The following is a 24,979-nucleotide window of genomic DNA, read 5'->3' as shown; positions in this document are numbered from 1 at the left end:
GCATGTTTTACGGGCTGAAAGATTCAAGAACTTAGACCGACAATACGGATTTGCTGAGTCTACTAGGGACGAATTGCGAAAGGGACAAAGAACTAGAGCCTAAGAATCTTAAGCCTTTGAATTTCAAGTAAACATAACGCCGCATTAAGTGGTGAACAACGCGACCACCCACGCTAAACCTTGCCACACAAAGCACTGAAGCTGACCTGAACTGAAATTGCCAAGCGTTGAGAATCCGTCTTAAATGCTTTGTTAGGCAGAAAGCCCCCTACCAACTACAGGTCTTGCGCAAAGGAACCAAAGCATTTGATAAGCCAGCAGTATCGAAGACCGCTGTTACTGGACTTTCGTTGTAAGGGGTAATCTGTGCAACCAACTTATCCGACTTTTCCATGTTTTTTAAGAAGGAAATAGGCTTTCTATGAAATGTCGCTTTGCTATCAGTAGATAGGCTCCACTTAGAAGTAACGGCTTTGTTGGAACCTATACGCGTAAGAACTGAAGCTTCACGACCTAAATAGTCGTTCCAACCGATATAAACATCCGTTTTATTACTCTGACAACGAGCTACGAAAAACACTTTGTTATTCCACTTACTTTTACCTGATGACGCTTCCAGTACTAAAGTAACCGTTTTGGAGTCGTCTATAGGGTTGACCTCTTCAGAAACAATCCACTTTCCTGTCCCAGAAATTTTTGAACCAACTGTTTGTGGTTTATCAAGATTGTGCTTTTCCGCGAGGGAGTCATAGCACTCTAAACGCGCTAGTTCTCCTTTTACCGCAGCACAAGAAGCAAATTCTTTTTCCAACTCAGCGGATAACACATTTGTGGATAGGAGTACTGAAGCCCCCAACAACACTACTTTTTTCATATTTATTTCTCGACAATATAACGAAAACTTGATGCCTAACGCTCTGTTAAGGTGTGAGCAACGCAATACCAATGCCGCCGCATACCACCTTAATCACTTAAACCAACGCATGATGAAAATGCCACGCGTTGCGAATCACTCTTAAACAGTTTGTTATATTTTTACCACCAAGAAACACCCTTTCTTTCTTGGATAATTTTTATTATCGACTTAGAAATAACTGTATCTGCAATATCCAAGAGACTTTCAACTGAGATCACTGTATCAGCACCTTTAATACTGTAATTGTTTTGAACCTCACCTGTATGAGCGGCATCAGAACGACATGAATAGAATGTCCTCATAAACTCAAACATATTTATTCCACAATCAGTTTTTACAAAAAATGATGAGACTCGCTTTCTTAATGTTAACGATATTTTGTTAGGGTTATCTGACAAAAATAATGCTTCATAAGCAATCCCTAAATCGATCACCCTATCAATATTATTTTTCTTTCTTCTCGATATGTTTAATCGATTAAGAGGAATCTTAAGTTGCTTTCTGACTTTATACTTTAAATCGAAATAAGAGCTAATTACAAGTTTGAAACTCTCAATATCAATTTCCTCGATTAGTACAGAATTAGGTGAAAATACGTCTGGTAACTTTATTGAATAACTCATAGAATGTGTTTTAAAAAACGGTACAGATTTATCTATTTCAAACCAATCGCCTAGTATAACTGAGCTAATTCCTTTAACGAGCGTAAGCAGATCGAATAATTCTTTTAAATCCGATGTATCTATATAAACGTGTTCCGAATCTAAACTTTCATAAACTTTAGGGCGAAGCTCAACTCTTTTTATTATTGCAGCTTTAGGGGCTAAATAACCAAAATCAATTGTTTGCGTCGCCATATTTGCATGCAATGGCAAATCACCTCTGTTCAAATGATAATCTAGCTTCAAATAAGGAGGGTCTAATGACTCTGTCATTCTAGATTTTGGCAAACTGGTAAAAGGAACTATAGATATATCAGACGTTAACTCAATTTCTTTGCCCACTTCTACCCCAGAAATAGCCAAAATTGCAACACCTTTTGAACAATCAGATGCTAAAAAGTTAAGTAAATTCTTTACAACGATGTCTATTGGTTTTTCCAAACATTCGAGCAATAGATTGTTTGCTGTTGACTTTAAGTTGATCGGATACCTGACATTACCACAGTTTGCAGCCTTATTATCAAAGGTCTCTACAACCATTGGATTAGTCTTTAGAAGTGATACTATTTTTTCAACATGAGGTATTGAAAAAACAAAAAAATCTCCACTCATGCCGCCATATCTTTTAACCCCTTGCTTTAAACAACTTTCAAGGGCAGTACAAAGATCTTTTTCAAACATTTACTCGAACTCTCAAAAAATATAACGCCCAATTAAGGTGTGAAGCACGCAACCACGACTCTCAATTTGACCACCGTAAACACCGAACTCAACCCAAACCGAAAATGCCAAGCGTGCTGAATCACTCTTAAATTGTTTGTTAGGTTTGTTGCAAATATGGTGCTATAAAGTCAACCAGAAAGCAGTATAACAATATAAGACCGGCTCCAAATCCCGACAAAACTGTTGGAATAACTGTAAAAACCCAGACCCTAGCGTTAATCAGTGCGCTTTTTTGCTCAATACGCTGTATTTCACTTAGAGACGACATGTCGGGCTTTTGAAGCCGTTTTGAGACTCTGTGCATTTGTACTGAAACACTGATCATTTTATATAGTTCAAATCCTATAAATGTCATCAGTGATATCAGTATAAGTGCGCCTGAGCTTAAAATAGCCCATTGAGGTAAATCACTTTTTAGACTTGACCATAAAGTAAAGAAACCGACATAACCAGCAGCAATAATTACATTGCTGTAAGAGTTAGCTTTTCCGTATACGTGAGCAACTACTTCTTTTGTCGCCGCTATATTTTCGTTTGTAATGATACGAGCTTGCTGCTGACTCATCCGATTAATGTGACCCGCTAAATCATTGTGCCTATCAACACAACGTCGTTCCATATCGTATATTTCTCTGCTCAATTCACTATCTCCAGAAAACCTAACGCCCTGTTAAGGTGTGAGCAACGCAATACCGAAGCTACCGCATACCACCTTAAACACTAAACGCAACGCATAGCAAAAATGCCAAGCGTTGCGAATCACTCTTAAACAGTTTGTTATATGGAAATCATGAAAACCCATAACCTTTTCGCTTTTTTGTTTTCTTTGGAGTTAGCCCCGGCCTAGGGCCTCCACGATCCAAACAACATACATAGCTACAATCTTCTTCAGGGCAAAACCAAAACAATTCACAACCACCTGCTTTGCTGTATTCTGTTGCTTTTCTATCTTTAGTATTACCTTGAATACTGTTTATTTTCCCACAACTACAGCATACAACTGACGATTCATCAGCACTTAGCTTACAACTCTTAATCGAGTTTTCTTCACTCATTTTCTACTAATTCCTTATTGATATTTTGATTTTCATATAACGCCCAATTAAGGGGTGAACAACGCCTCCACCCAAACCTAAAACATTGTGCCATAAACACTAAATTTGAAGTAGAAGCAAAAATGCCGAGCGTTGTGAATCCCTCTTAAATTGCTTGTTATGTTTTACCACAAGTTACTGACTTAATTGAGAAAGAACTGCTATTTCAAACCAGTTTTCTGAACCAAACCACAAGGCTTGAACCAACTTGGCCACCAAAAGCGATTAACCTAAAACCTGTAATTCCACTTCCCTGCCCAATGGGGCAACCTGACTAAGTTTCAACAAACGCCCTTTCTTTCCAACCAAAGCGCCAAACAATGCTGAATTGCCGAGGCAACTGCCAAGCTGAAATGCTTATTGGCAAAGAGCCTAAAAGCGACTTTAAGCCAGTTACACCAACAGCCAACCTCCACGACCTGACAATGAAGCAACCCGCGAACATTGGCATGTTTTACGGGCTGAGAGATTCAAGAACTTAGACCGACAATGCGGATTTGCTGAGTCTACTAGGGACGAATTGCCAGAGGGACAAAGAACCAGAGCCAAAGACCTTTAAGCCTTTGAAATACAAGTAAACATAACGCCAAATTAAGGTGTGAACAACGCTAACACCCAACCTAAAGCATTGTGCCATAAACACTAAACTGGCTTGAAGTGAAAGCGCCGAGCGTTGTGAATCACTCTTAAATTTATTGTTATATGCGTATTCGAAACTACATTGAAACTGCTTCGATTTTGTTTCCATCTAAGTCACGTACGAACGCTGCATAGTAAGTTTCACCATACTCTGGTCTTAACCCTGGCTTACCTGCACATGAGCCACCTAACTCAATGGCTGTAGCATAGAACTGGTCGACAGCTTCTTTTGAAGGCGCATTAAAAGCAATATGAGCACCATTACTTGATGTAGCTTTTCCTTCGCAGGGACTTCCGACCCAAAATTCAAAGTTTTCACCATAAGCCGCTGCGATATTTTCTATATAGTGAGCACGCTTAATAGACAACGTAGAAAGAACTGAGTCATAAAAACCAACTGCTTTTACCACATCAGAAGCGCCAACTGAGACGTGATTTAGAATCATTTTTAAGTCCTTTTATTGTTTGAAACTTGAAAGCATATAACGCCGCATTAAGGTGTGAGCAACGCTGCCACCTGACCTAAACCATTGCGCCTTAAACACGAAACCCAACCTTGAACTGAAAATGCCAAGCGTTGGGAATCACTCTTAAATGCTTTGTTATGTGTTTAGTCCCACGGAATATTTCCGTTTTTATCCCTAAAAGTAAACGCAATAGCATGGTAGATGACTGGATCTTTTTTCTCCCAATGACGATATGCTGCGGCAACTCCAGAAGCTAATCCACGATTATTACCATATTCAACGCCTTTATCTGCCAAAATTGCATTTAGCGCAGATAAGCTAATATTGATTTGTTTAGAGTAAAGAGCTATTGCAAGCTCACCAATGAAGTCATAGATTTGTTCACGGTTCATTTTATTATCCATTTAACCAACTGAATCTTAAGATATTATAGAAATCATCTTGAAAGTTTCTTGAGCTAGAGCACTTAATTGAAACGATGCTATCCGAAAGAACACATAACGCCCAATTAAGGGGTGAACAACGCGACCACCCAACCTAAGACATTGTGCCATAAACACTAAATTTGAAGTAAAAGCAAAAGTGCCAAGCGTTGAGAATCCCTCTTAAATTGCTTGTTATACGTATGCTAGTCGACATGCATTGCTGACACCGCATAACTTTCTAGCTTTTGTTTAGCCATGTCCAGTTTATTTCGTGCGGAGTTGTCATTGCTATTAGTTTTTAGGTATTCAGACAGGTACTTAACCTCAATGTGGGTTAAAGCGATTCGCAATGATAGTAGCCAGTTTGGAGTACCTAAATTATGATACTCCCAATTACGGTTTTCAAAGGGGTTTTGGTAATATGGAACGTCTGTAAAAGTTGATTCTGGGATATTTTTTAGCTCCAGTAGTACATTTAGATCTTCGACTAACGCTTCATCACTTTCACGCAGTCTATTTAGTAAAGCTTCAATACCAGAAACAGCATTATGTGCATCAACTATGACTTCATCAAAACTTGCTTGTCCATTAACTTCCATCGCAAGCCCAGAATCGAGATTATAATGTTCTACTTGGTTTAAGCGATCAATGCTTGACCAATAGAGCTGCATTTCACTTACTAATTTTTGCAACTCTGCTTCATCAATTTTGAAGTCCGACTTCAAGAACTGTTGTTCGTGATCTAGCTTGATTTTACGCAAATATTCAGTCGTATATTCGTCCGTATCGTCTGTTTCGATATGATGGGGATAACAGAAAATTACTAAGTTATCATAGCTTCTTCGATATTCATCGTTGCTAGCGGTATTAAACCTTTCACCACCCTCGGAGGCTGCTTCGATGTGACAGACTTGAGCAATGAACTTATTTTTGCTGTTTACAACAGATTGAGTACAACCAGGGAATGCACATTGATTGCCTGAACGCGCAAACAGAGCTCTTAAAGTGTCTGCTTTTGGAGCTAATCTAGCCATAAATCTCCTAACTGTGATAATACGTATAACGCCCAATTAAGGTGTGAGGCACGCAATACGATGCTCCCGCATATCACCTTAATCACTTAAACCAACGCATAGTAAAAATGCCACGCGTGCCGAATCACTCTTAAATTGTTTGTTAGGTGAATTTAAGACTTCGCTAGTGACCTAAACTTGAATGCCTCTAACTCTTTGGGACGACCCAATTCAGTTAACATAGACATGTCAAAACAACCATCTATTGGGACGAACTCTTTTAGATATGCAATCGTTTGATTTGTAAGGCTACGCTTACCAAGGTCGTATTTACGAACATAAATCGAAAGTGGAGAGTCAACTAAGTATCCCTCCAATTGAAGCAACATACGATCTACAACCTTCACTGAAGAAATGAAATAAGGTTTCCACTCTTTATTCAAATCCATCTCGCTTGAAAAAACATCAACAGTAGAGGCTTTTACGAGAGGCAAAGGGCGACTGCTAGAATCCGTACATGTATGTTTAGGCCATGGAGGCTCCATTAAATCGAAGAATACACGACCACCACTTGGTGACTGATAGAAGAATACAGAGTCCCCACATACGGGGCATGATGCATTTGGATTTGTATAGCTCTCTATAGAGTTTTGTATAGATGGAACAAATGAAAAATGATTAACTGAACTTACGTATTCGGTTAAACTATTTTCCCCAGAACCCCATCCACAATTGCATCCAGCTCTATGGTTCCATAGCATTACACATTCAAGCCGCTCCTACTTCTAAAAGATTCTAATTTATACCCTACCACATTGTGTGAATTGTTCCATTCACCTAACGCCCTGTTAAGGTGTGAGCAACGCAATACCGAAGCCACCGCATACTACCTTAACCACTAAACCTAACGCATAGTAAAAATGCCACGCGTTGCGAATCACTCTTAAACAGTTTGTTAGCCGCTCATTCCCAAAGGTTATTGCTTGCTCAATAGGAACTTACGCAAGTCTCTCTCAGCACGCATAACAAACAAAATAAATACTTTGTCGCCGTCTTGTTTATAGAAAATACGGCACGGATTAACTACAACTTCACGATAACTTAGATGTTCTAGTTCAGGCGGAATGCGACCCGATTCAGGGAAAGCCTCTAAGCGCTCGACTTTAGAAAAGATCGCTTGAACCAATTGTTTTGCAGCTACGATATTTTCAAGTGCGATGTATTCAGCGATATCATTGAGGTCGGATAGCGCTGGCTCAGTCCAGATTATTTCAGCCATTTTGACATTTTGTCCTTGGCTTCATCGTGACTCACCACTTTACCGTCAGCTAATGCACGTTCACCTCGTGCAATCCCCTCAAGAATAGCTAAACGATTTTGCATAAACTCATAATCATCAACATCAACCAAATATGCCGATGGCTTACCATGTTCGGTAATTAACACAGGTTCTTTAGTGTCGTGGAGATCGGCAAGGATCTTTGTTGCTTGGCGTTTGAGTGATGTAACTAGTTCTACTTTCATGAGAGCTGCTCCAAAGGAATACTAAAGTGATACTATTCTATCACTTTGGGTATAGCAAGCTCCATGACGGCTAACGCCAAATTAAGGTGTGAACAACGCTAACACCTCACCTAAACCATTGTGCCATAAACACTAAACTTGCTTGAAGTGAAAGCGCCAAGCGTTGTGAATCACTCTTAAATTTATTGTTAGTTGCCCAACTTCAAACCTAGTGCTAACATTTGTACACACATAAAATATGGAGTGCATCATGGACACTAGAATTCAATTTCGTGTTGATGAAGAAACGAAGCGACTAGCCCAACAAATGGCTGAAAGCCAAGGCAGAACTCTAAGTGATGCTTGTCGTGAACTGACTGAGCAACTAGCTGACCAACAGAGAAAGACTTTATCTCACGACGCATGGTTAACTGAACAAGTTAACTTAGCTTTTGAGAAGTTTGACTCAGGAAAAGCCACTTTTGTTGACCATGAGTCAGCTAAATCTCGTATGGCCGAGCGTAAAGCTAAAATCCGTAACCGAGGCAAATTATGATTTTGTGGGAAGAAGAGTCTCTCAATGATCGCGAAAAGATCTTTGAGTTTCTCTACGACTTCAACCCTGAAGCTGCTGACAAAACCGACAATATTATTGAAGCCAAAGTTGAGAACCTTTTAGAGCAACCTCATATGGGAGTCCAGCGTGACGGAATTAGAGGGCGATTGCTCATTATTCCTGAGATTTCGATGATTGTTTCCTACTGGGTTGAAGGTGATATCATTCGAGTTATTCGCGTGCTACACCAAAAACAAAAATTCCCAACGGACTAATTATGTCGACTGGGCAACTAACGCCCTGTTAAGGGGTGAGCAACGCAATACCAAAGCCGCCGCATACCACCTTAAACACTAAAACCAACGCATAGTGAAAATGCCACGCGTTGCGAATCCCTCTTAAACAGTTTGTTAGGCTTACAATTCACCATTTATCTGCTTTGCAAAATCAGCGTGAAAACTGATTAGCTCAAAACCATCAATTGCTTTTATAGATGCATTTTTACCTTCAGCAGTGCAGAAAGGTGGATACGCAAATAACAACTGACCAACCTTTAACTCCAAATCACTTGGAATGTTCAATCTTTCAATTGGGTCCTCGTCAACCCAAGCCAAAAACTGTTCCCAGGTACAACCAAATTCATCTATATCACCGGTTTCAGCATTCAACTTAACTACCAAGTTATCTCGAATAAGAAATTGATCACCAAAGCAATCCTGAGCAATGGGAATATCACTTGCTTTAACTTCTCGATATAAATTGTGGAAAGCCAACTCACCTTCTAAGAAAGTAATAACATTTAACAAGCGTTCTTGCGCATCATAAGAGCGGATCTGTAGACCGCCCGAATATAATATTTTCATTGTTTCTCGCTCTGTAAGCCTAACGCCGCATTAAGGTGTGAGCGGCGCTTGGCTATACTTGAGCGAAGCGAAACTGCCAAGCGTTGCGAATCACTCTTAAATGCTTTGTTATGCTTAATTTACGACGAACTTTTTCACTTCACCAATAACGCCATCAAACAACTTTTTATCAAGACGAGGCTTTGATTCTGAACCCATAGCCAAAGATTGTAAATCAGGGGGAGAAGAATGATGGTTCATCATACTCCACAATTCTCTAGGATCGTCTTTATTCATTCTGAATGATGATATAGCTCCAGACTGTGGGTTTAACTGCTTGGAGATTTCAGAAACTAGGCGCTTCATTTGATCCGTATCTTGAACCTCCAGTAGGTCTTCCGCCATATAGATGAATACCGAAAGCTCGTCTTTTAAATTGAGCAGTCGGTCATACCCTTGAAGATAACTTAAATAGGCATCTTCCCTAGTCAAAGCCCGATAGGTATGAAGATCTCTATACTTCTGCTTAGTCTCAAGTGTTAAACCGTACAACTTGATAGCCCGAGAATGTATTTCTCTATTTGTTGCGTCAGTCTTCCACATTGAATAAATTTTGAAAGCTAGAAAATAAGCAAGTGCGGAAAACCAAGCTCCCATCAATGAAACGAGCGAACTAAAGGTTCCAACATTAAAAAAGACATCATATACCGTAAATGAAGCTAGAACTATGCAGCATACAGCAATATTGACGCTATTTAGTCCCCAACTTTTCAAATCGCTAAACATCCTACTCCAACTTTCTCTATTAAGCATAACGCCGCGTTAAGGTGTGAGCAACGCTACCACCTAACCTAAACCATTGTGCCGTAAACACTAAAGCTGATACAAACTAAAAATGCCAAGCGTTGAGAATCACTCTTAAACGCTTTGTTATGCCAAAAGCGGGAGCTCGCAAACTTTTCAACATCTTTTATTACATAGGATCAATAGTAAATTTGAGAGTCCACTCGCTTAGCTGGGAACTAAAGGACGACATAAAGCCTCAATATGCTACAACGCCCATAATGAGATGAAATTTAGGAAAGTATTAATGAAAGTTAGAATTACTATTAGTGGTTTAGGCGCAGGTATCCCCAAGCTACCGATCGGCGTCAATTTAATATCTGGCTGCTATATAGAAACAAAACCTAATGATGGTAATGCTCCAACGCGCTTATATGGAGTCGCTGACTACTTATCTGTCGGTGGAGAATCAAGTACTTTAATATTTGGTCATGCTCAAACGGAGTGGATGACAGTAGAAAGTGAATCAGCTAAAAAATTATTACAGTACGAAAACTTTCTTGGAAGTCACGTAGACGTCGAGGTAAAAGGAACATCCTTCGGCTCAAGTAAAGGTGACGTGACTTTGAAGGTAATTGATAAAATTGGCAATGCGAAATCTGCCATAGATAAATTCAATATAAAAATAGATGCTTACCAGTTAGCCTCAACTAAAATTAGGGGGCAGATTAGAGCTATGAAAACTGAAAGCTCTAAGTAGGAATTTCTGATGTCGCAATATTTAAAAACTGTAAAAAATAAAACATTAAACTTCATAAACAAGTTATTGCTATTTGCAACTATTTTTCTTTTGGGAGGTTATTGTTTTCTAATACTCTCTCGTAATCACTTTGCGACACTTAGCAATGAAATGCTTGGTGATACAACTTACATCATGAATTCAATGATCTTAGATATTGCACTAAGAAAACCTTTGATATTAGTCCCTATAATATCAAGCATTTTAGTCATAAAACACTATAGAAAACAAAAAGACTTTTACCAAAAATTACGCTTTAATCTAATAAACATTTTGTTTATTTCCTTAATATTAGGCTCAATAGTGTACTCTCTATATATCCCATAGAGCATTTTGGCATAACGCCCTGCTAAGGGGTGAGCAACGCAATATTGAAGCCACTGCATACCTCCTTAAACACTAAAATCAACGCATGGTTAAAATGCCACGCGTTGCGAATCCCTCTTGAGCAGATTGTTAGCAATCACGTTGACGCTGTCGTTATTTACCTTCCAAGTCATTAGACACATAGCTTAGTTTTTTCATAAGCATTCGAGCATCTTCTTGCGATATTTCAGCGAGTTTGAAAACTTGTTGTTCACGACTTGGAGCAGTAATAACCGTTGCATTACCATCAATGAAAACCATATCTGTCGTTAGTTTGTTGGAAGCATGCGCTAGCTCCCACCCTTGGTATAGATAGACAGTTTGACCTTGCTTGAGAGTGAACTGTTTGTCCCAGAAGAGCCTTGAAGGGATTAAAGGATCGTAAAATTCTAGATTTTTTTCACCAGGCTCTGCGTAAAACCAAGTATAAGATCCGTTCAGCAACTTCCCTGTTGGCTCTCCATTTACTCGATAAGTTTGGACATTCTCCAACAGCCCTTTGTTGTTACCTTGCAAAATATAAACTACTGACTTTCCGTTATTAAAATTAGGCTCAACTTTATTTGATTCCACTCTATCAGGTGCCGACGCACATCCCCAGAGAGAAACTAGCAACACTGCCATTCCTATTACATTCTTCATAATACTCCTTTTTGTTATTAGTGAATGCTAACGCCCTGTTAAGGTGTGAGCAACGCAATACCAATGCCGCCGCATACAACCTTAAACACTAAACGCAACGCATAGCAAAAATGCCAAGCGTTGCGAATCACTCTTAAACAGATTGTTAAACGTCAAACATGTTGATTTGTGGGGTGGCTAAAATATTAGAGTCCGATTTATTTACTGGCAAAATATCTTGGTTATAGAGTTTAAATTGAGAAATATTTAATGGAGGGACAACCATAAAGCGCTCTTTTTTATTATGTGTAACTTGCTCTCTAAGTTCCATCAACAATCGCCCTAGCGCATTTACACCAACATACAAGTTTTGCTCCACAGGTTTTGCCCCCCAGAAGTCATCTTTATTCGAAAGCTCAACAATTGGCATATCCTGTGTACTCAGGAGGAGTGACGAAAACTCATCCCAATTTTGAGCTAACTTTACTCTTAAACACCACTTCATTACTAAAATTCTAACAGCAAGCCAGTCGTCTCTTGACTGTTCTCTAAATGGTTTGCTTACCATTTTCGCTGTCATAGGACTCCCTTGCGTTAGGATTTTTTCTTGTACATCTGGCAGGTGTGGAAAACGACAAGCTTGATACAGTGCTTCTACGCTTTTAATTGCCACGTTATTTACAACAACAGGAAAACCGCCCGCCATATTTGACAAACCACCCCACTGCTCGGTGGTTTTCTTAAATGCAGCTGCATTTCTTATGTCATATTGCTTTTTTTCATGTTGTTTCATAATACTAGCCGTATGTTTTCCTTTGTAGTAAAGGATACCACTTACCAAACGGATGTGCCGAAGAGTAATTAGGGTCCCCCCACCAAAACGCTAATGGGTTGTTATTTGGACAGTTTCGGAAACTAAAAACCGTAGAACCAAAGCCGAATCCATCAAAACGATTGTAGCCCAATGGCTTAACCACTTCGTTTGGAGATTGACAGTAACCTAATATTTGTAAGCCCGCTTTGGTAATCGCCAACTCATATTGAGTTCTGCGCTTGCGAGAGAAAACTTTGTTTTTGAGATTATTCTGAACTCTAAACGTTGGCTCTCGTTCTTGTCCGGCAATGTATTCACGGGCTTCTGGAATTTCCATTACAACTTCTTCTGGCCAAAATACATGAGACTTATCTTTATAGGTCAATCGATTTTCAAGTCGAAAATCCTCGATTGACCAGTATTTGAATGTAATGTTTTTTTTGTGTGTTTTTGCTAACTTTGGCAATGTCTGCTGTACATACCAAATACCACTTTGATACCACCCCATAAGAACCACACTCATATGACAATTTTCTGGGGCATCGTTAATAATCCATTGCCGAAGATCAGACACTAGGCGATTCCCCGAAAATAGGAAATCATCTAAATATATATAATGCTCTGAGTGGCTATTTACCTTTGGCTGCAATCCGTACTTATTTTGAACATGTTCACGTACCAAAGAGACTAATTCAGTCTGGCTATTACCATTTAACTGAACATCACAAAGAGACACCTTTGACCAAAAGTCGGCTTGATCGTCTGTAGAAAATTTCGGAGATGTGATCAATGACGATATGAACTTTGAGAATTCTTCTTTTGTAATATATGTACGTTTTAGAATTCTATTGGTCTCAGCCAAAACAACTTCACGGTCGGCCTCATCAAACTGTTCAATCCATCTTCGAACATGCGCTTCATCTAATCGACCAAACTCTCCATCTGCATAATCTACTATTATACTTGATATACTACTGATCAAATCTTCCACGATCCTATCCTTATCAATAATTACAAAACTCAAATTTGACGTTTAACGCCTTGCTAAGGTGTGAGTAACGCAATACAAAAGCTACCGCACAGCGCCTTAATCACATAAGCCACCGCATAGTAAAAATGCCACGCGTTACGAATCACTCTTAAGCAATTTGTTAGTACATGCGCTACTTCTATTTGTGCACTCCAAGATATTGAAAAGTGGCATGATATGAAAGGCTTTGAACACTGAAGTGAGACGGGCAGCTACAAAACTTTACTGCCATTGAGAGACGAAAGTTGGCTAGAAGAAAAACGCACTGAAATGCCCTACTTTCACTGGCTTCAAATTAGAAAAGGATTCTTTCCTCGTACTTCAACAGCCATACCAAAAGTAATCAAGGTTTTCTCAAAAGCCACCACGAAAATGAAGAAGCGCCAAAGAAATAAGCTAAAAGTTAGAAGCCGTAAACGGTGAAATCAAAGCGAACACTACGGATATAGTGCCACCGGAAAGAACGTGAAAGGCACTAACTGAAAGGTGTAAATACGAGCGCAAAACAGATAAACACCAAAACTTATGACCTTTGATGTCAAACCCGTACTAACGCCCAATTAAGGTGTGAAGCACGCAATGACCAAGCTTCCGCATGCCGCTTCAACACAAAAACCACCGCATGCCAAAAATGCCACGCGTGCTGAATCACTCTTAAATTGTTTGTTAGTTTGCGTGCCAAAGTGACACAAAGATTGCTTATTGCACACTTTAAGACCATAATGCCTATGTGACACTTTGACACAACAGGAGATTACATTATGGCTACTACTTTGCCTCGCATCACCGCTAGAGTTGATGTCGATACACAAGACTTACTTACTAAGGCAGCCGCGATCGCCGGCATGTCTAGCATCAACTCGTTTGTTCTAAGCGCTGCAATCGAAAAAGCCAAACAAGTCATCGAACGTGAACAGGCTTTAAAACTGAGCCAAGCTGATGCTATGTTGCTGATGGAAGCTTTAGATCGCCCTGCTACACAGAACTCAAAATTAAAAGCTGCTGCTGATCGATACGAGAGCAAAGCTCAATGATGAATACGGTACTTCTAGATAAAGCTAAACACGATAGAAACCGATTCAACTGTGGTATCGAAGCTCTCAATAATTACTTAAAAGTAATGGCGAGTCAGCAAGCAAAAAAAGACAACACCAGAACGTTTGTTTTGGAAGATGATAGCGACAACTCACATGTCATCGGCTTTTACACGCTAACAATGACACCAATTGACTTAAAGGCATTACCCGATAAGTTACAAAAAAAACACCAATCATCCACCTCTGGTGGTCTGATTGCCCGCCTTGCTGTCGATGACCGATACAAAGGGAAAGGCTTTGGTGAGTGGCTGCTTATTGACGCACTCAGAAAGCTATTAGCTGCAAGTGATAGCGTTGCATTTCCAGTTGTTATCGTTGATGCCAAAGACGGTGCAAAACACTTCTATGAACGCTATGGTTTTCAAGCATTTGAAGACGCTGAAAATAAACTCTTCATCACCATTGCTGATGTGAGAGCAAGCTTACGCTAGTTAATCGCTAGCCTTTAGCAAACTAACGCCGCATTAAGGTGTGAGCGGCGCTTGGCTATACTTGAGCGAAGCGAAACTGCCAAGCGTTGCGAATCACTCTTAAATGCTTTGTTATATTCGTGCCAACAGGTCACCGTAACCACAAATAACGGTGCCAACAATAGCTAAGATAGCCCCAAGATAGCCAAACAATTTATCTAACAATATTTGACGCTGACTATCCAAGTATTCTTGAGAATGTTTAACTAGCATTTTTCCATCATCAGCATACCCAGTTACCGTAACGATTGTCGCCCCATTGTCTGGAGCACCACCAACACCATGGATACCTAACCTAAAAATACTTCTATAACTAAGGATTGCTCCAGCCAAAACAACCAATGTCCCAGAACGCTGAAACCAAGTAAAAGACTCACTACCCCAATCCAAATAAAGTGAGTAACCTGATATAGCCAAACTAAATACGACATAGAACAATATACGCATTATCACCCTTATATAAATAATTTGCGAGAAAGAATATAACGCCCTGTTAAGGGGTGAGCAACGCAATACCGATGCCACCGCATACCACCCTAAACACTTAAACCAACGCACAGTGAAAATGCCACACGTTGCGAATCCCTCTTGAACAGTTTGTTATGTGCGTGCTAATTGAGGTACTTTTGCCAATGTTGCTGCCCTTTCAAAACTACTCTGTAATCTTCGTAGTCTAATGAGCTATAGAGTTTTTTAGCTGCAACATTATCATCACCGACCTCTAATGTGATTTTGAGGTAATCATTATCACGACAATACTGTTCGATACCATTCAGTTGTGCCTTGCCAACACCTTTACCACGAAAGTTGTCCGACACCATAAAATCATGGATATTCATCACTCTTTGCGCACGATAAGTTGAGAACGATTCAAAGCAAACTGCAAAACCAGCAGGCTTATTGTCGACAAAACTGATAAATCCGTGGAAATAAGGCAATGAAAATAGCTGAGCAATTACTGCGAGATCTAGCTCAACTGAAAGTTCAGATAGGTACTCTCTAAACAAAGCCTCGAATATACCTTTGTCCTCAACGCTTTCTGTTTCGATACGCCTGATTGTGATTTCCATATTCATTTCCACCAAAGCACATAACGCCCTGTTAAGGTGTGAGCAACGCAATATCGAAGCCTCCGCATACCACCTTAAACACTAAACGCAACGCATAGTAAAAATGCCACGCGTTGCGAATCACTCTTAAACAGATTGTTATAGCTCGTCACTCAGATTTAGCTAGCAAAGAATTTACGTTTTCTGTTAATTTCTCTATCAACTTGTTCTGAGCCGTCGATTTCTCACTATCTGGTAGTTCCTGAGTGATTTTCAAAGCAAGACTGATGTTTTGTGTTATCACCAACTTATGATGATACTGAGACATTTTTTGGACTGTTTTATTGTAAAGATAAAAGAAAACAGCAGCTATGAATTCACTCATAATACCCGCAGCGGTCGTCACATATGCAGGTTCAGTTTTATCCATAAACATCATGACAATACCTGTAACTATAATTGCCAATCCAATCAAACATGCAAAAAGTGTGAGTCGAAAACTCTTATCTGCCTGTTCTTGAGTTTGTAGATAATATTGATCCAGGTATTTGAAGTTAATTTTTACGAGTTTATTGAAGAAGTCTTCTTGAATGGATTCCTGTAATTCTTCAGCACCATGCTTTGCCAATTGAAAATCTACATCTCGAAGACGCTGCCTGAAGCTCATCGAAAGGAAGAAGCTAGTGTATGCAGCTATAAACACAGTGAAACCAATTGATGCAAAAGTTATTGGTATAAAGTGTTGGACAATTTCTACACCAGTTTTACTTGTAATATCGGTCATGGAATATAAACCATAACCAATGCCTCCCATTGCTGAAAACAACACAATAGACATGAACGTAAGAGGTGATAACCTAAACTTCGCTAACCTTTCTTCGTAATATTTCTTTTTTTCTTTCAGGACACCTAAATCTTCCTGATCTGTTTCGTTTCTACTCAATTTTTACTCCTAGAGCTATAACGCCCTGTTAAGGTGTGAGCAACGCAATACCGATGCTTCCGCATACCACCTTAATCACTTAAACCAACGCATGATGAAAATGCCACGCGTTGCGAATCACTCTTAAACAGATTGTTAAGCCGCAATTTTATCGCTATCAATTTCTCTTGGAAGAACTGCTGCTAAACAATTTACAGAGGCTTCAAACTTTTCCGCTGGTCCTCGAGTTGATAATTGAATTAGCTCATTAAGACCTGATTGGCTTGTGAATGACATTTCCTGATATAGGCAAATTGGTAGCTCATGGTTATCTTTAAACCTGCGGTCTGGTCCACCGGACTTATTTACGTATTTCCACGTTTTATCAACGATCAATGCATCAGCAGGAACTGACTCTTCTTCGATAAATTTTTTATCTCCGACCATCACAACCAAATCTTGGTAACTCACAGCTCCGACACCTGTAGTGTCATAGACCAACACTCGGTCAGGAAAGAAATATAATGTTTGACGACCAACTGCAATGGAAACTGTCTTCACATTTGTTTTTAATCGAGGCGGTTCAGAGATCATAATCGATGTCAGCTTTCGGTCTATAAGATTGCTTGCACCTGCATGATATTTTTTATCAAGGACTTTGCCTGAGGCTGATATATGCCAACATTTATTAGCTTTTGCCATTTGTTCTGCTGCCGAAAACAGCTTGTCATAAGCAAGTTCCATTTCGGAGTCAAAGTCATAGAAAAGTACCGTTGTCTTAGCTAACGTGTCTCTCGTATAACAAACCCAAGTAGAAACAATCCCCAACACAGCAGTCAAAGCGACAACCCATTTAGGGAGTTCGGCATTATGAATTCCAAAAACAACAGCGAAAAATAGAATAAAAATAAAATGCCATGAACTAGACCTTTTCCGTTTATCATTAAGCTCCTTTAGCAGCTCAGCCGAAGAAGAGTCTACTATCTGCGAAACATGCGCTGACTCAATTTCTTTCAGTGGTTCGTGAGTCGGTGCTTCGAAGGACTCTTGATAGTTGGGCTGAATAGTGTTGTCGACAATTCGTTCCTGAGAACCAATCGGAATAGTCGAACGATAATAAATACCATTTGTTCCAATACGGACATAGTTACCTCTTGGACCAGTTCCTACTCTCAGCCCTTTACCACCAGCTGAAACAGCAAATCCAGATTTTGACAAATTGAAACGAAATGGACCAACGCTGATACTCTTTCTTATGTAGAGTCCCATATCTTCTCCGAACTTAAATTGACACTCTTGCGGCATAACGCCCTGTTAAGGTGTGAGCAACGCAATACCGATGCCGCCGCATACCACCTTAAACACTAAAAGCAACGCATAGTAAAAATGCCACGCGTTGCGAATCACTCTTAAACAGTTTGTTATATGCAAATTTTTAGACTGGTAATTTGCATCGGTTCGCGGCTCGATAGAGTGCTATTGCTAGTTGGGAAGTCATTTTATTTGGGTCCACTTCCTTCACTTTTCTTTCCTTTGATTTTTTAATCTGCTCACTCTGTTTCTTGGTCATCTTTGCTCTCACATTCAGAACTAACATCATCCATTTTACCACCTGAAGCCAATGCCTCTGGCTCTACTTGATCACCTATGCTCTCAAGAAACCGTTCGCTAGCTTTTTGTTTGAGCGAACGTTTCTTAAGTTGTATTACATTATTTTTATCTTCATTCATGATCACAACCTCATATATAAGTAATCGCCCTTAACAACATATGTTAAACCAAAAGATTGATAGTACTTCTTAACATCATCATTTATTGGTTTCATTACCCGCACTTCTGTTGCACCCAGCAATTCTGCATATGTAATCATAGTAAAAAGTGTAGCGGGGAATACTCTTGCGCCAGATATATCTGGATTTGCCTCAATAAAATCTAACCTCATTGAGCTCCCATAATATGTTGGTCGACCTAATGATAAACTAAGAAGTTCACCTTTTGACCAAATTGCGAGTTCAAATCGTTTTGGGTATCTAAACTTAAAAGCTGCGTAACCCTCAATCCAATCCCAGTCAACTTTACGCTTTGTAGAGTTAGACCACCATCCAGCTAACTTTAGTGACTTTCCATCAATGCTCTTCAGCTCAATGTCTTTATATTCATTAGTTTTATTAAGTTTGATCTGAGCAGCTTTTATCGTATTCATTCTAACTTGCGAGTAACGCTGCTCAGCATCTAGGTGTGTGGATTTCATAACGCCTCCTTTATTGGTAACATTTTTAAATCCCGCGTATTACTAAAACAAACGATTATTAAATCATTGAGAGGCATACCCCACTGATAAAATTGATATTTTCACCTTTTGCATATAACGCCGCATTAAGGTGTGAGCGACGCTTGGCTATACTTGAGCGAAGCGAAACTGCCAAGCGTTGCGAATCACTCTTAAATGCTTTGTTAGCAGCAACTTACAACGCGAGTTTAAACCCTTCATGTGTTGCTTTAAATCCAAGTTTTTCATAAAACCTGATTGCATCAGGGCGCTGCTTATCACTTGTTAACTGAACGATTGTACAGCCTTTATTTTTTGCCTGTTCAATAGCATATTCGAACATTTTCTCACCAAAACCTTGTCCACGATAGTCGCTATGAATTCGGACACCTTCGATAAGACAACGCCAACTACCGATATGCGTTAGGTAAGGAATAAAAGTAATTTGAAGCATCCCGACTAAAGAGTTTTCCAGCTCAACAACGAGTAATTCGTTGTTTGGGTCTCGTGTAATCGCTTCGAACGCTTCAAGATACGCACTATTCAACGGAACAGACGCATCTTCTCTTTTGCTACCAAGTGGATCATTCGAAAGCAAAGCAACAAGATTTTCCAAATCTTCATAATCAGCTGAACGATATTTTAATTCCATCTATAGTTCCTTATTACTTCTGGCTGCTAACGCCTTGCTAAGGTGTGAGTAACGCAATACAAAAGCTACCGCACGGCGCCTTAAACACATAAGCCACCGCGAAGTAAAAATGCCACGCGTTACGAATCACTCTTAAGCAATTTGTTAGTACATGCGCTACTTCTATTTATGCGCTCCAAGATATTGAAAATTGAGATGATATGAAAGACTTTGAACACTGAAGTGAGACGGGCAGCTACAAAACTTTACCCCGATTGAAAGACGAAAGTTGGCTAGAAGAAAAACGCACTGAACTGCCCTATTTTCACTTGCTTTAAATTAAAAAAGGATTCTTTCCTCGTCACTCAACAGCCACACCAAAAGTAATCACGGTTCTCTCAAAAACCACCACGAAAATGAAGAAGCACCAAAGAAATAGGCTCAGAGTTAGAAGCCGTAAACGGTGAAATCAAAGCGAACACTCCGCATATAGTGCCACCGGAAAGAACGTGAAAGGCACTAACTGAAAGGTGTAAAGACGAGCGCCAAAACAGATAAACACCAAAACTTATAACCTTTGATGCCAAACCCGTACTAACGCCCTGCTAAGGGGTGAGCAACGCAATACCGATGCCGCTGCATACCACCTTAATCACTAAAATCAACGCATAGTAAAAATGCCACGCGTTGCGAATCCCTCTTGAGCAGTTTGTTAGTCGCGAGGCACCGAGCGACAATTTTAAGCCGAACTAAATTTTGCAAACAACAAATTTTATGTGCTTTGATGCATTTAAGTCAGGCGCAGTCTCAAAGCGGCTACTCAATGAAACCACTTGGAACAAACAACGCCGCAGAAAACAGGCTGACAACACCAAAAAGCGCTTTTGGAAAACCAATCTCACAGTGCGGACTTTCAACAAAGTCACTGAAACCACGTGGAACTTACCACACCAGAGAAAACGTCCTTTCAGCAAGTAAATAAGCTTTTAAACCAACAAACTCACCGAGCTGATTTGCAACCAAAAACAGATTTTCGATTGCCCCGCTCTATCACCACCAAAGAACGAAAGAACCGCTTGGAAAATAGCAATTCATTGATTTAGAACCGATGAAACAGAGCTTTGCCTGTCGAAGATGGAACTATGAATCAAACAACCAGTAGCGAAGTTTTGAGCTTAGAAACATGATTTTGATTGCTAGCTTTTTCTGGCGACTAACGCCCTGTTAAGGTGTGAGCAACGCAATACCGATGCTACCGCATAACACCTTAAACACTAAAACCAACGCATAGTAAAAATGCCACGCGTTGCGAATCACTCTTAAACAGTTTGTTATGCCAATTTTATTATGTAATATTAAAATAGTGCACCCGTTGATACATCCAGGTGAATTTTATTACCCTTCTTAAAACCACCGCAATATGTGAAGTAAATTGGCTTAGACTTGTAAGTTGTTGACTTATAAAAACCACCTTGGGATTTCAGTTCTTCAAATGTACATCGACCTGAATCAATCAACTTTTCTGCCGCAGTAATAAATGCTGTTTTGTAAATTCTGTAGTCATCTGAGCTACTGACAGATTTAGCTATTCCTGTGGCATTTTTACCAGGATCAGCTGGACGTTTTTTCGATATATACTTGCTTGAAACCCATTCAGATAACTTCCCATTTTTAATTCCATTACTAACAGAACATGATGGGTTGCCTTTATCAACATACTCACTTTTCCCATTGCGGCATGAAGCATCGTAGTATTTGGATATACGAACCCATTCTGATTTCCTTTCAAATACAGTAACTTTCTCTCGATAGAATAGTTGGCCAACCACGCCACAACTACTTTCTGGGCATGTTCGTCGATTCAATCTATCTACAGTAACCCAATAATCATCACCTGCAAATACAGGTTCAACTGCAAGAAGCAAACCTATTGATAATAATAATTTTTTCACGTTCATTTCCTTATTGGCATAACGCCCTGTTAAGGTGTGAGCAACGCAATACCGATGCAGCCGCACACCACCTTAAACACTAAAGACAACGCATGGTAAAAATGCCACGCGTTGCGAATCACTCTTAAACAGTTTGTTATGTGATTTTTTACTTGGCTGTCTTCATGTACATTTGACATACAGCCTGAACATCTTGGAAGTCACTAGTTCTCCAGAAAGGTTGATGCATAAAACCCTTATTTGCGTTTTTTTGCTTATAACCATCAGCACAGCGACCAAAGTATGACGTCAGGGTTGGCACCAGTTCTTTTTCTAATGATTTGCCGCTAACTGAAATATCATAGCCACCAATCGATGGCGATACCCACAGCCTACCGTTGGCACCAGTCACACTAATATGTTTTTTTGTGATCTTTTGTTGGTGCAAAACTAAAGAGCAGCCAAAACGACTATTTAAATCTACAACAACACCACTGAGCAGGTTATATACCATGTCTGCTTGATTCATTTGATACCTCTCGAATCACATAACGCCCTGTTAAGGGGTGAGCAACGCAATACCAATGCTACCGCATACCACCTTAAACACTAAAACCAACGCATAGTGAAAATGCCACGCGTTGCGAATCCCTCTTGAACAGTTTGTTAGTTTTTACTATTTCCACCTAGTTCAACAATAACTTCATCTGGCGTGGCAACACATGTAAGCAAGTGGGTGATATCCGGGTCTTCGATAGGTTCAAGAGCATAGACTGGTTTGCCTAAACCTAAAGCATAACCAATATCCATTGCGACACTTTTACCGACGTAACCACCAAAATTTAGAATATAGGTAATGTCAGCTTCTCTAATACGCTGCAAACAACCATCAATACCATTAGCTTGAAGAGGCTCAGAGATGGTTGCTTGGATACCTGCATTGACCAATGTTTCTCGTATCGCCTGCATCTTTTCTAGATTCTTGAAACTACCAGCAACATAGACAGATTTAGTCATACTCCTTCCCTATTTTTGCGTAAATTTTGATGTAAACACTAACGCCGCATTAAGGTGTGAACAACGCGACCACGAAACTAAACCTTACCACCGTAAACACTGAACTCAACGATGGAATGGAAAATGCCAAGCGTTGAGAATCACTCTTAAATGCTTTGTTATATTTCGGTCTCCACAACTTCACTGCTATCAATTTTCATATGCTTACCTGTCAGTAAAGCATGAAGATTTTGACTCAAAGTTTCATAGTCTGATTTACGTTCAAACATAAGATTTACACGATGATCAAAAGCCCAGTAAATTAGATTGTCATCTCGTTCTAGGTATTCAATGACCTCACAGCGGATTTTCTCACAGTAACGAAGTTCTTTATAGTATGCAGTTATCGCATCGTATAACTGCAGATCTAATGAGGCGACATCTTTGATGTAAGACTCGTACCGTTTGGTTGAAAACTTAGGGAATGGCATATGAAGAGCGCCATACTCTGCGTTTTCACCGATAAAAATATTAACCATTTCGTTGCCATAGCGATCTGCTTTAACACTCTTATCTACAGGTATTGATTTTTCGCCCCCTTTCAACGATTTATCAACTTTGCCCAACACAGTGTAAAGAGCATCTAGCGCATGATAATTGTCTTTTAATTCTTCAGATATAAGCACTTTTAAGGTAGCTAACATGCGCTTTTTTTCGCGATATTTCTTCGTTAAATCGAGGATTTCACGAGTGCAAAATAAGATTAAAGTAACCACTACCGTGATCGGTAAATACGTAGATATCAAATTGATTCCTCTTAGAAATATAACGCCCTGTTAAGGTGTGAGCAACGCAATACCTAAGCTGCCGCATACCACCTTAAACACTAAAATCAACGCATAGTAAAAATGCCACGCGTTGCGAATCACTCTTAAACAGTTTGTTAGGGCGCAACCACAACAATTGCTGTTACTAATTATGTGAACTTATTCATAGAACTACAGAGCTGTAGATTGACACCGCAATATTATAGCTATAGCTTACATCACGTACAAAATTGTGAAACTGAATAGCGAATTGTTTTAAAAGGCAAACTTGAAGCTAAGTGTGGATCGATGAAGTCGAAAAAACCTATAACTCAAACGGTTGTGTTAGATCCTGTTTATTACTGATTTCAAATGCAAGGTTCTAATACTCCCAAAAAAGGAGTAAAGAGTATGACTTTATCCACAAAAGATTTAGCTTGTTTACTGTCACTTTCAGTAATACTAGTCTTGCTGATTTTAGCTGTTTTGCTGGCTCAAAAAGACTCAAACAACGTTTTTGCGTTAAGCCTAGCAACCGCCTGCATTAGCGTAATTCCAAATATACTCGCACAAATAGTAGCTTAACTTAGAGGTTGGCTCTGTGTATCAGAGCTAACCTTAAGGCACGTTCAGCTCACAATTACTTTAGCGCCCTAACGCCCTGTTAAGGTGTGAGCAACGCAATGCCGAAGCTCCCGCATACCACCTTAAACACTAAACGCAACGCATTGTAAAAATGCCACGCGTTGCGAATCACTCTTAAACAGTTTGTTAGTTTTATTGCTGGCGACTCAGTAACAAGCTTGCTCCAGACATAGCCAAAAAAGTTGCACAACCTCTATTGAAGCGCTTTGCCATTTTCGGCTTCGTAAACCATTGCCTTAAGTAAATTCCAAATATCGCATAAATCGATATTGCACCCATTTCTAAAATGAGGAACGTAGCCCCTAAAGCAAAGAACTGTTCATTTACACTCGCTGAAACATCGACGAACTGTGGTAGAAAGGCGGTAAAGATTAAGATCGCCTTTGGATTACCGGCGGCTAGCAAAAATTCTTGTTTAGCCAAACCTAATCGGTTGCGAATATTTTCTAGTTCAGAAACAGGACTTGCTTCCGAACGCCAAAGATTAAAGGCAATCCACAACAAGTAAGCCGCGCCCACAATTTTAATCGTTAGAAATAGAGTCTCAGAAGCATAGAGCACGACTGCTAAGCCAGAAGCAGCCAAGGCAATCATTACAGCGAATGCAGCAATACGACCAAGCCCAGCAATAAAAGCGGACTTGAAACCGTAACAGCGAGCATTGTTCATGGACAATAGATTGTTTGGACCCGGAGTCATATTGAGCGCAAAACACGCAGGTATAAAGAACAATAACTTCCAGATTTCCACAATATTTCCTCCATAAAACTAACGCCGCATTAAGGTGTGAGCAACGCCACCACAAAACTTAACCATACCACCGTAAACACAAAACCCAACGATGACACTAAAAATGCCAAGCGTTGGGAATCACTCTTAAATGCTTTGTTATGTGCAATTTGCTACTTGA

The 24,979-nt window shown here is 39.8% G+C and carries 33 protein-coding genes; 6 read left to right on the top strand and 27 right to left on the bottom strand.

Features of this window, described 5'->3' with window-relative positions:
• Window positions 1–268 precede the first annotated feature (268 nt).
• The 10 genes from ACTS60_RS00995 to ACTS60_RS00950 form a co-directional block, all read right to left on the bottom strand.
• Complete coding sequence (locus ACTS60_RS00995; RefSeq protein WP_005595486.1) at window positions 269–874, bottom strand: type VI secretion system-associated protein TagO; 606 nt, start codon at window positions 872–874, stop codon at window positions 269–271.
• A 161-nt stretch (window positions 875–1,035) separates the two neighbouring features.
• Window positions 1,036–2,259, bottom strand: coding sequence for a hypothetical protein (locus ACTS60_RS00990; protein ID WP_440886795.1), 1,224 nt, complete (start codon window positions 2,257–2,259; stop codon window positions 1,036–1,038).
• A 139-nt stretch (window positions 2,260–2,398) separates the two neighbouring features.
• Window positions 2,399–2,941, bottom strand: a complete 543-nt coding sequence (locus ACTS60_RS00985; RefSeq protein WP_440886794.1) for a hypothetical protein — start codon at window positions 2,939–2,941, stop codon at window positions 2,399–2,401.
• A gap of 148 nt (window positions 2,942–3,089) precedes the next feature.
• Window positions 3,090–3,356, bottom strand: a complete 267-nt coding sequence (locus ACTS60_RS00980; RefSeq protein ID WP_440886793.1) for a hypothetical protein — start codon at window positions 3,354–3,356, stop codon at window positions 3,090–3,092.
• 755 nt (window positions 3,357–4,111) lie between these two features.
• On the bottom strand, window positions 4,112–4,480 hold the full coding sequence (locus ACTS60_RS00975; RefSeq protein WP_005434028.1) for a VOC family protein: 369 nt from the start codon (window positions 4,478–4,480) through the stop codon (window positions 4,112–4,114).
• Window positions 4,481–4,644: 164 nt separating this feature from the next.
• The gene (locus ACTS60_RS00970; RefSeq protein ID WP_130193586.1) at window positions 4,645–4,893 is read right to left on the bottom strand and encodes a hypothetical protein; all 249 of its coding nucleotides are present in this window, start codon (window positions 4,891–4,893) and stop codon (window positions 4,645–4,647) included.
• A 236-nt stretch (window positions 4,894–5,129) separates the two neighbouring features.
• Complete coding sequence (locus ACTS60_RS00965; protein ID WP_440886792.1) at window positions 5,130–5,960, bottom strand: hypothetical protein; 831 nt, start codon at window positions 5,958–5,960, stop codon at window positions 5,130–5,132.
• Between the two features lie 152 nt (window positions 5,961–6,112).
• Window positions 6,113–6,700: a hypothetical protein gene (locus ACTS60_RS00960; protein WP_440886791.1), complete on the bottom strand. Its 588-nt coding sequence runs from the start codon at window positions 6,698–6,700 to the stop codon at window positions 6,113–6,115.
• A 215-nt stretch (window positions 6,701–6,915) separates the two neighbouring features.
• Complete coding sequence (locus tag ACTS60_RS00955; RefSeq protein ID WP_011080278.1) at window positions 6,916–7,218, bottom strand: type II toxin-antitoxin system RelE/ParE family toxin; 303 nt, start codon at window positions 7,216–7,218, stop codon at window positions 6,916–6,918.
• The gene (locus tag ACTS60_RS00950; protein ID WP_005448240.1) at window positions 7,206–7,463 is read right to left on the bottom strand and encodes a type II toxin-antitoxin system Phd/YefM family antitoxin; all 258 of its coding nucleotides are present in this window, start codon (window positions 7,461–7,463) and stop codon (window positions 7,206–7,208) included. The genes ACTS60_RS00955 and ACTS60_RS00950 overlap by 13 nt, the downstream gene beginning before the upstream one ends.
• Before the next feature lie 250 nt (window positions 7,464–7,713).
• On the opposite strand from ACTS60_RS00950, the gene ACTS60_RS00945 reads away from it, so the two are divergent.
• Both ACTS60_RS00945 and ACTS60_RS00940 read left to right on the top strand, forming a co-directional pair.
• Window positions 7,714–7,998, top strand: a complete 285-nt coding sequence (locus tag ACTS60_RS00945) for a type II toxin-antitoxin system RelB/DinJ family antitoxin (protein WP_005497249.1) — start codon at window positions 7,714–7,716, stop codon at window positions 7,996–7,998.
• On the top strand, window positions 7,995–8,273 hold the full coding sequence (locus ACTS60_RS00940) for a type II toxin-antitoxin system RelE/ParE family toxin (RefSeq protein WP_440886790.1): 279 nt from the start codon (window positions 7,995–7,997) through the stop codon (window positions 8,271–8,273). Before ACTS60_RS00945 ends, ACTS60_RS00940 begins: the two co-directional genes overlap by 4 nt.
• A gap of 141 nt (window positions 8,274–8,414) precedes the next feature.
• Here the strand turns inward: ACTS60_RS00940 and ACTS60_RS00935 are convergent, their stop codons facing one another.
• Together ACTS60_RS00935 and ACTS60_RS00930 are read right to left on the bottom strand one after the other, a co-directional pair.
• Window positions 8,415–8,861: a hypothetical protein gene (locus tag ACTS60_RS00935; RefSeq protein WP_440886789.1), complete on the bottom strand. Its 447-nt coding sequence runs from the start codon at window positions 8,859–8,861 to the stop codon at window positions 8,415–8,417.
• A 114-nt stretch (window positions 8,862–8,975) separates the two neighbouring features.
• Complete coding sequence (locus ACTS60_RS00930; protein WP_440886788.1) at window positions 8,976–9,626, bottom strand: hypothetical protein; 651 nt, start codon at window positions 9,624–9,626, stop codon at window positions 8,976–8,978.
• Window positions 9,627–9,930: 304 nt separating this feature from the next.
• Between ACTS60_RS00930 and ACTS60_RS00925 the strand changes: the two genes are divergently transcribed.
• Complete coding sequence (locus ACTS60_RS00925) at window positions 9,931–10,383, top strand: hypothetical protein (protein WP_039977653.1); 453 nt, start codon at window positions 9,931–9,933, stop codon at window positions 10,381–10,383.
• Between the two features lie 519 nt (window positions 10,384–10,902).
• Here the strand turns inward: ACTS60_RS00925 and ACTS60_RS00920 are convergent.
• The 3 genes from ACTS60_RS00920 to ACTS60_RS00910 form a co-directional block, all read right to left on the bottom strand.
• Window positions 10,903–11,430 carry a DUF2846 domain-containing protein gene (locus ACTS60_RS00920; protein WP_224721386.1) on the bottom strand — a complete coding sequence of 176 codons (528 nt, stop codon included), beginning with the start codon at window positions 11,428–11,430 and terminating at the stop codon, window positions 10,903–10,905.
• A 145-nt stretch (window positions 11,431–11,575) separates the two neighbouring features.
• Window positions 11,576–12,202 (bottom strand): NADAR family protein, encoded by a 627-nt coding sequence (locus tag ACTS60_RS00915; RefSeq protein ID WP_256899949.1) that lies wholly within the window; start codon window positions 12,200–12,202, stop codon window positions 11,576–11,578.
• A 4-nt stretch (window positions 12,203–12,206) separates the two neighbouring features.
• Window positions 12,207–13,214, bottom strand: coding sequence for a phosphoribosyltransferase-like protein (locus tag ACTS60_RS00910; RefSeq protein WP_440886787.1), 1,008 nt, complete (start codon window positions 13,212–13,214; stop codon window positions 12,207–12,209).
• Between the two features lie 800 nt (window positions 13,215–14,014).
• On the opposite strand from ACTS60_RS00910, the gene ACTS60_RS00905 reads away from it, so the two are divergent.
• Both ACTS60_RS00905 and ACTS60_RS00900 read left to right on the top strand, forming a co-directional pair.
• The gene (locus tag ACTS60_RS00905) at window positions 14,015–14,287 is read left to right on the top strand and encodes a type II toxin-antitoxin system TacA family antitoxin (RefSeq protein ID WP_038940769.1); all 273 of its coding nucleotides are present in this window, start codon (window positions 14,015–14,017) and stop codon (window positions 14,285–14,287) included.
• Window positions 14,284–14,781 carry a GNAT family N-acetyltransferase gene (locus ACTS60_RS00900; RefSeq protein WP_440886786.1) on the top strand — a complete coding sequence of 166 codons (498 nt, stop codon included), beginning with the start codon at window positions 14,284–14,286 and terminating at the stop codon, window positions 14,779–14,781. The genes ACTS60_RS00905 and ACTS60_RS00900 overlap by 4 nt, the downstream gene beginning before the upstream one ends.
• A gap of 111 nt (window positions 14,782–14,892) precedes the next feature.
• Here the strand turns inward: ACTS60_RS00900 and ACTS60_RS00895 are convergent, their stop codons facing one another.
• From ACTS60_RS00895 to ACTS60_RS00845, 11 genes are all read right to left on the bottom strand, one after another.
• The gene (locus tag ACTS60_RS00895) at window positions 14,893–15,267 is read right to left on the bottom strand and encodes a hypothetical protein (protein ID WP_440886785.1); all 375 of its coding nucleotides are present in this window, start codon (window positions 15,265–15,267) and stop codon (window positions 14,893–14,895) included.
• Window positions 15,268–15,431: 164 nt separating this feature from the next.
• A complete protein-coding gene (locus ACTS60_RS00890) occupies window positions 15,432–15,890 on the bottom strand; it encodes a GNAT family N-acetyltransferase (RefSeq protein ID WP_045607574.1) in 459 nt (152 codons plus the stop codon).
• 148 nt (window positions 15,891–16,038) lie between these two features.
• Window positions 16,039–16,812 carry a TRADD-N-associated membrane domain-containing protein gene (locus ACTS60_RS00885; RefSeq protein ID WP_440886784.1) on the bottom strand — a complete coding sequence of 258 codons (774 nt, stop codon included), beginning with the start codon at window positions 16,810–16,812 and terminating at the stop codon, window positions 16,039–16,041.
• A 135-nt stretch (window positions 16,813–16,947) separates the two neighbouring features.
• The gene (locus ACTS60_RS00880; protein ID WP_440886783.1) at window positions 16,948–18,060 is read right to left on the bottom strand and encodes a DUF4236 domain-containing protein; all 1,113 of its coding nucleotides are present in this window, start codon (window positions 18,058–18,060) and stop codon (window positions 16,948–16,950) included.
• 281 nt (window positions 18,061–18,341) lie between these two features.
• Window positions 18,342–18,521, bottom strand: coding sequence for a hypothetical protein (locus ACTS60_RS00875; RefSeq protein ID WP_009696803.1), 180 nt, complete (start codon window positions 18,519–18,521; stop codon window positions 18,342–18,344).
• 2 nt (window positions 18,522–18,523) lie between these two features.
• A complete protein-coding gene (locus tag ACTS60_RS00870) occupies window positions 18,524–19,042 on the bottom strand; it encodes a hypothetical protein (protein ID WP_009696804.1) in 519 nt (172 codons plus the stop codon).
• A gap of 214 nt (window positions 19,043–19,256) precedes the next feature.
• Complete coding sequence (locus ACTS60_RS00865; protein WP_440886782.1) at window positions 19,257–19,712, bottom strand: GNAT family N-acetyltransferase; 456 nt, start codon at window positions 19,710–19,712, stop codon at window positions 19,257–19,259.
• 1,334 nt (window positions 19,713–21,046) lie between these two features.
• On the bottom strand, window positions 21,047–21,643 hold the full coding sequence (locus ACTS60_RS00860; RefSeq protein WP_440886781.1) for an SH3 domain-containing protein: 597 nt from the start codon (window positions 21,641–21,643) through the stop codon (window positions 21,047–21,049).
• 148 nt (window positions 21,644–21,791) lie between these two features.
• Entirely contained in the window at window positions 21,792–22,151 is a 360-nt protein-coding gene (locus ACTS60_RS00855; RefSeq protein ID WP_047517970.1) for a hypothetical protein, read from the bottom strand.
• A gap of 137 nt (window positions 22,152–22,288) precedes the next feature.
• Window positions 22,289–22,639, bottom strand: a complete 351-nt coding sequence (locus ACTS60_RS00850; RefSeq protein ID WP_440886780.1) for a nucleotide pyrophosphohydrolase — start codon at window positions 22,637–22,639, stop codon at window positions 22,289–22,291.
• A gap of 158 nt (window positions 22,640–22,797) precedes the next feature.
• Window positions 22,798–23,424: a hypothetical protein gene (locus ACTS60_RS00845; RefSeq protein ID WP_440886779.1), complete on the bottom strand. Its 627-nt coding sequence runs from the start codon at window positions 23,422–23,424 to the stop codon at window positions 22,798–22,800.
• Window positions 23,425–23,835: 411 nt separating this feature from the next.
• Here ACTS60_RS00845 and ACTS60_RS00840 point away from each other — a divergent pair, with 411 nt between their 5' ends.
• Window positions 23,836–24,009 (top strand): hypothetical protein, encoded by a 174-nt coding sequence (locus ACTS60_RS00840; protein ID WP_158083704.1) that lies wholly within the window; start codon window positions 23,836–23,838, stop codon window positions 24,007–24,009.
• Window positions 24,010–24,201: 192 nt separating this feature from the next.
• Here the strand turns inward: ACTS60_RS00840 and ACTS60_RS00835 are convergent, their stop codons facing one another.
• Complete coding sequence (locus ACTS60_RS00835) at window positions 24,202–24,819, bottom strand: LysE family translocator (protein WP_069687286.1); 618 nt, start codon at window positions 24,817–24,819, stop codon at window positions 24,202–24,204.
• Between the last annotated feature and the right edge of the window lie 160 nt (window positions 24,820–24,979).

This window comes from Vibrio sp. WZ-1, assembly GCF_052037695.1.
Classification (GTDB): Bacteria; Pseudomonadota; Gammaproteobacteria; order Enterobacterales; family Vibrionaceae; genus Vibrio.
The sequence above is the reverse complement of the archived record's forward strand: the minus strand, read 5'-3'. Positions and strand labels throughout refer to the sequence as shown.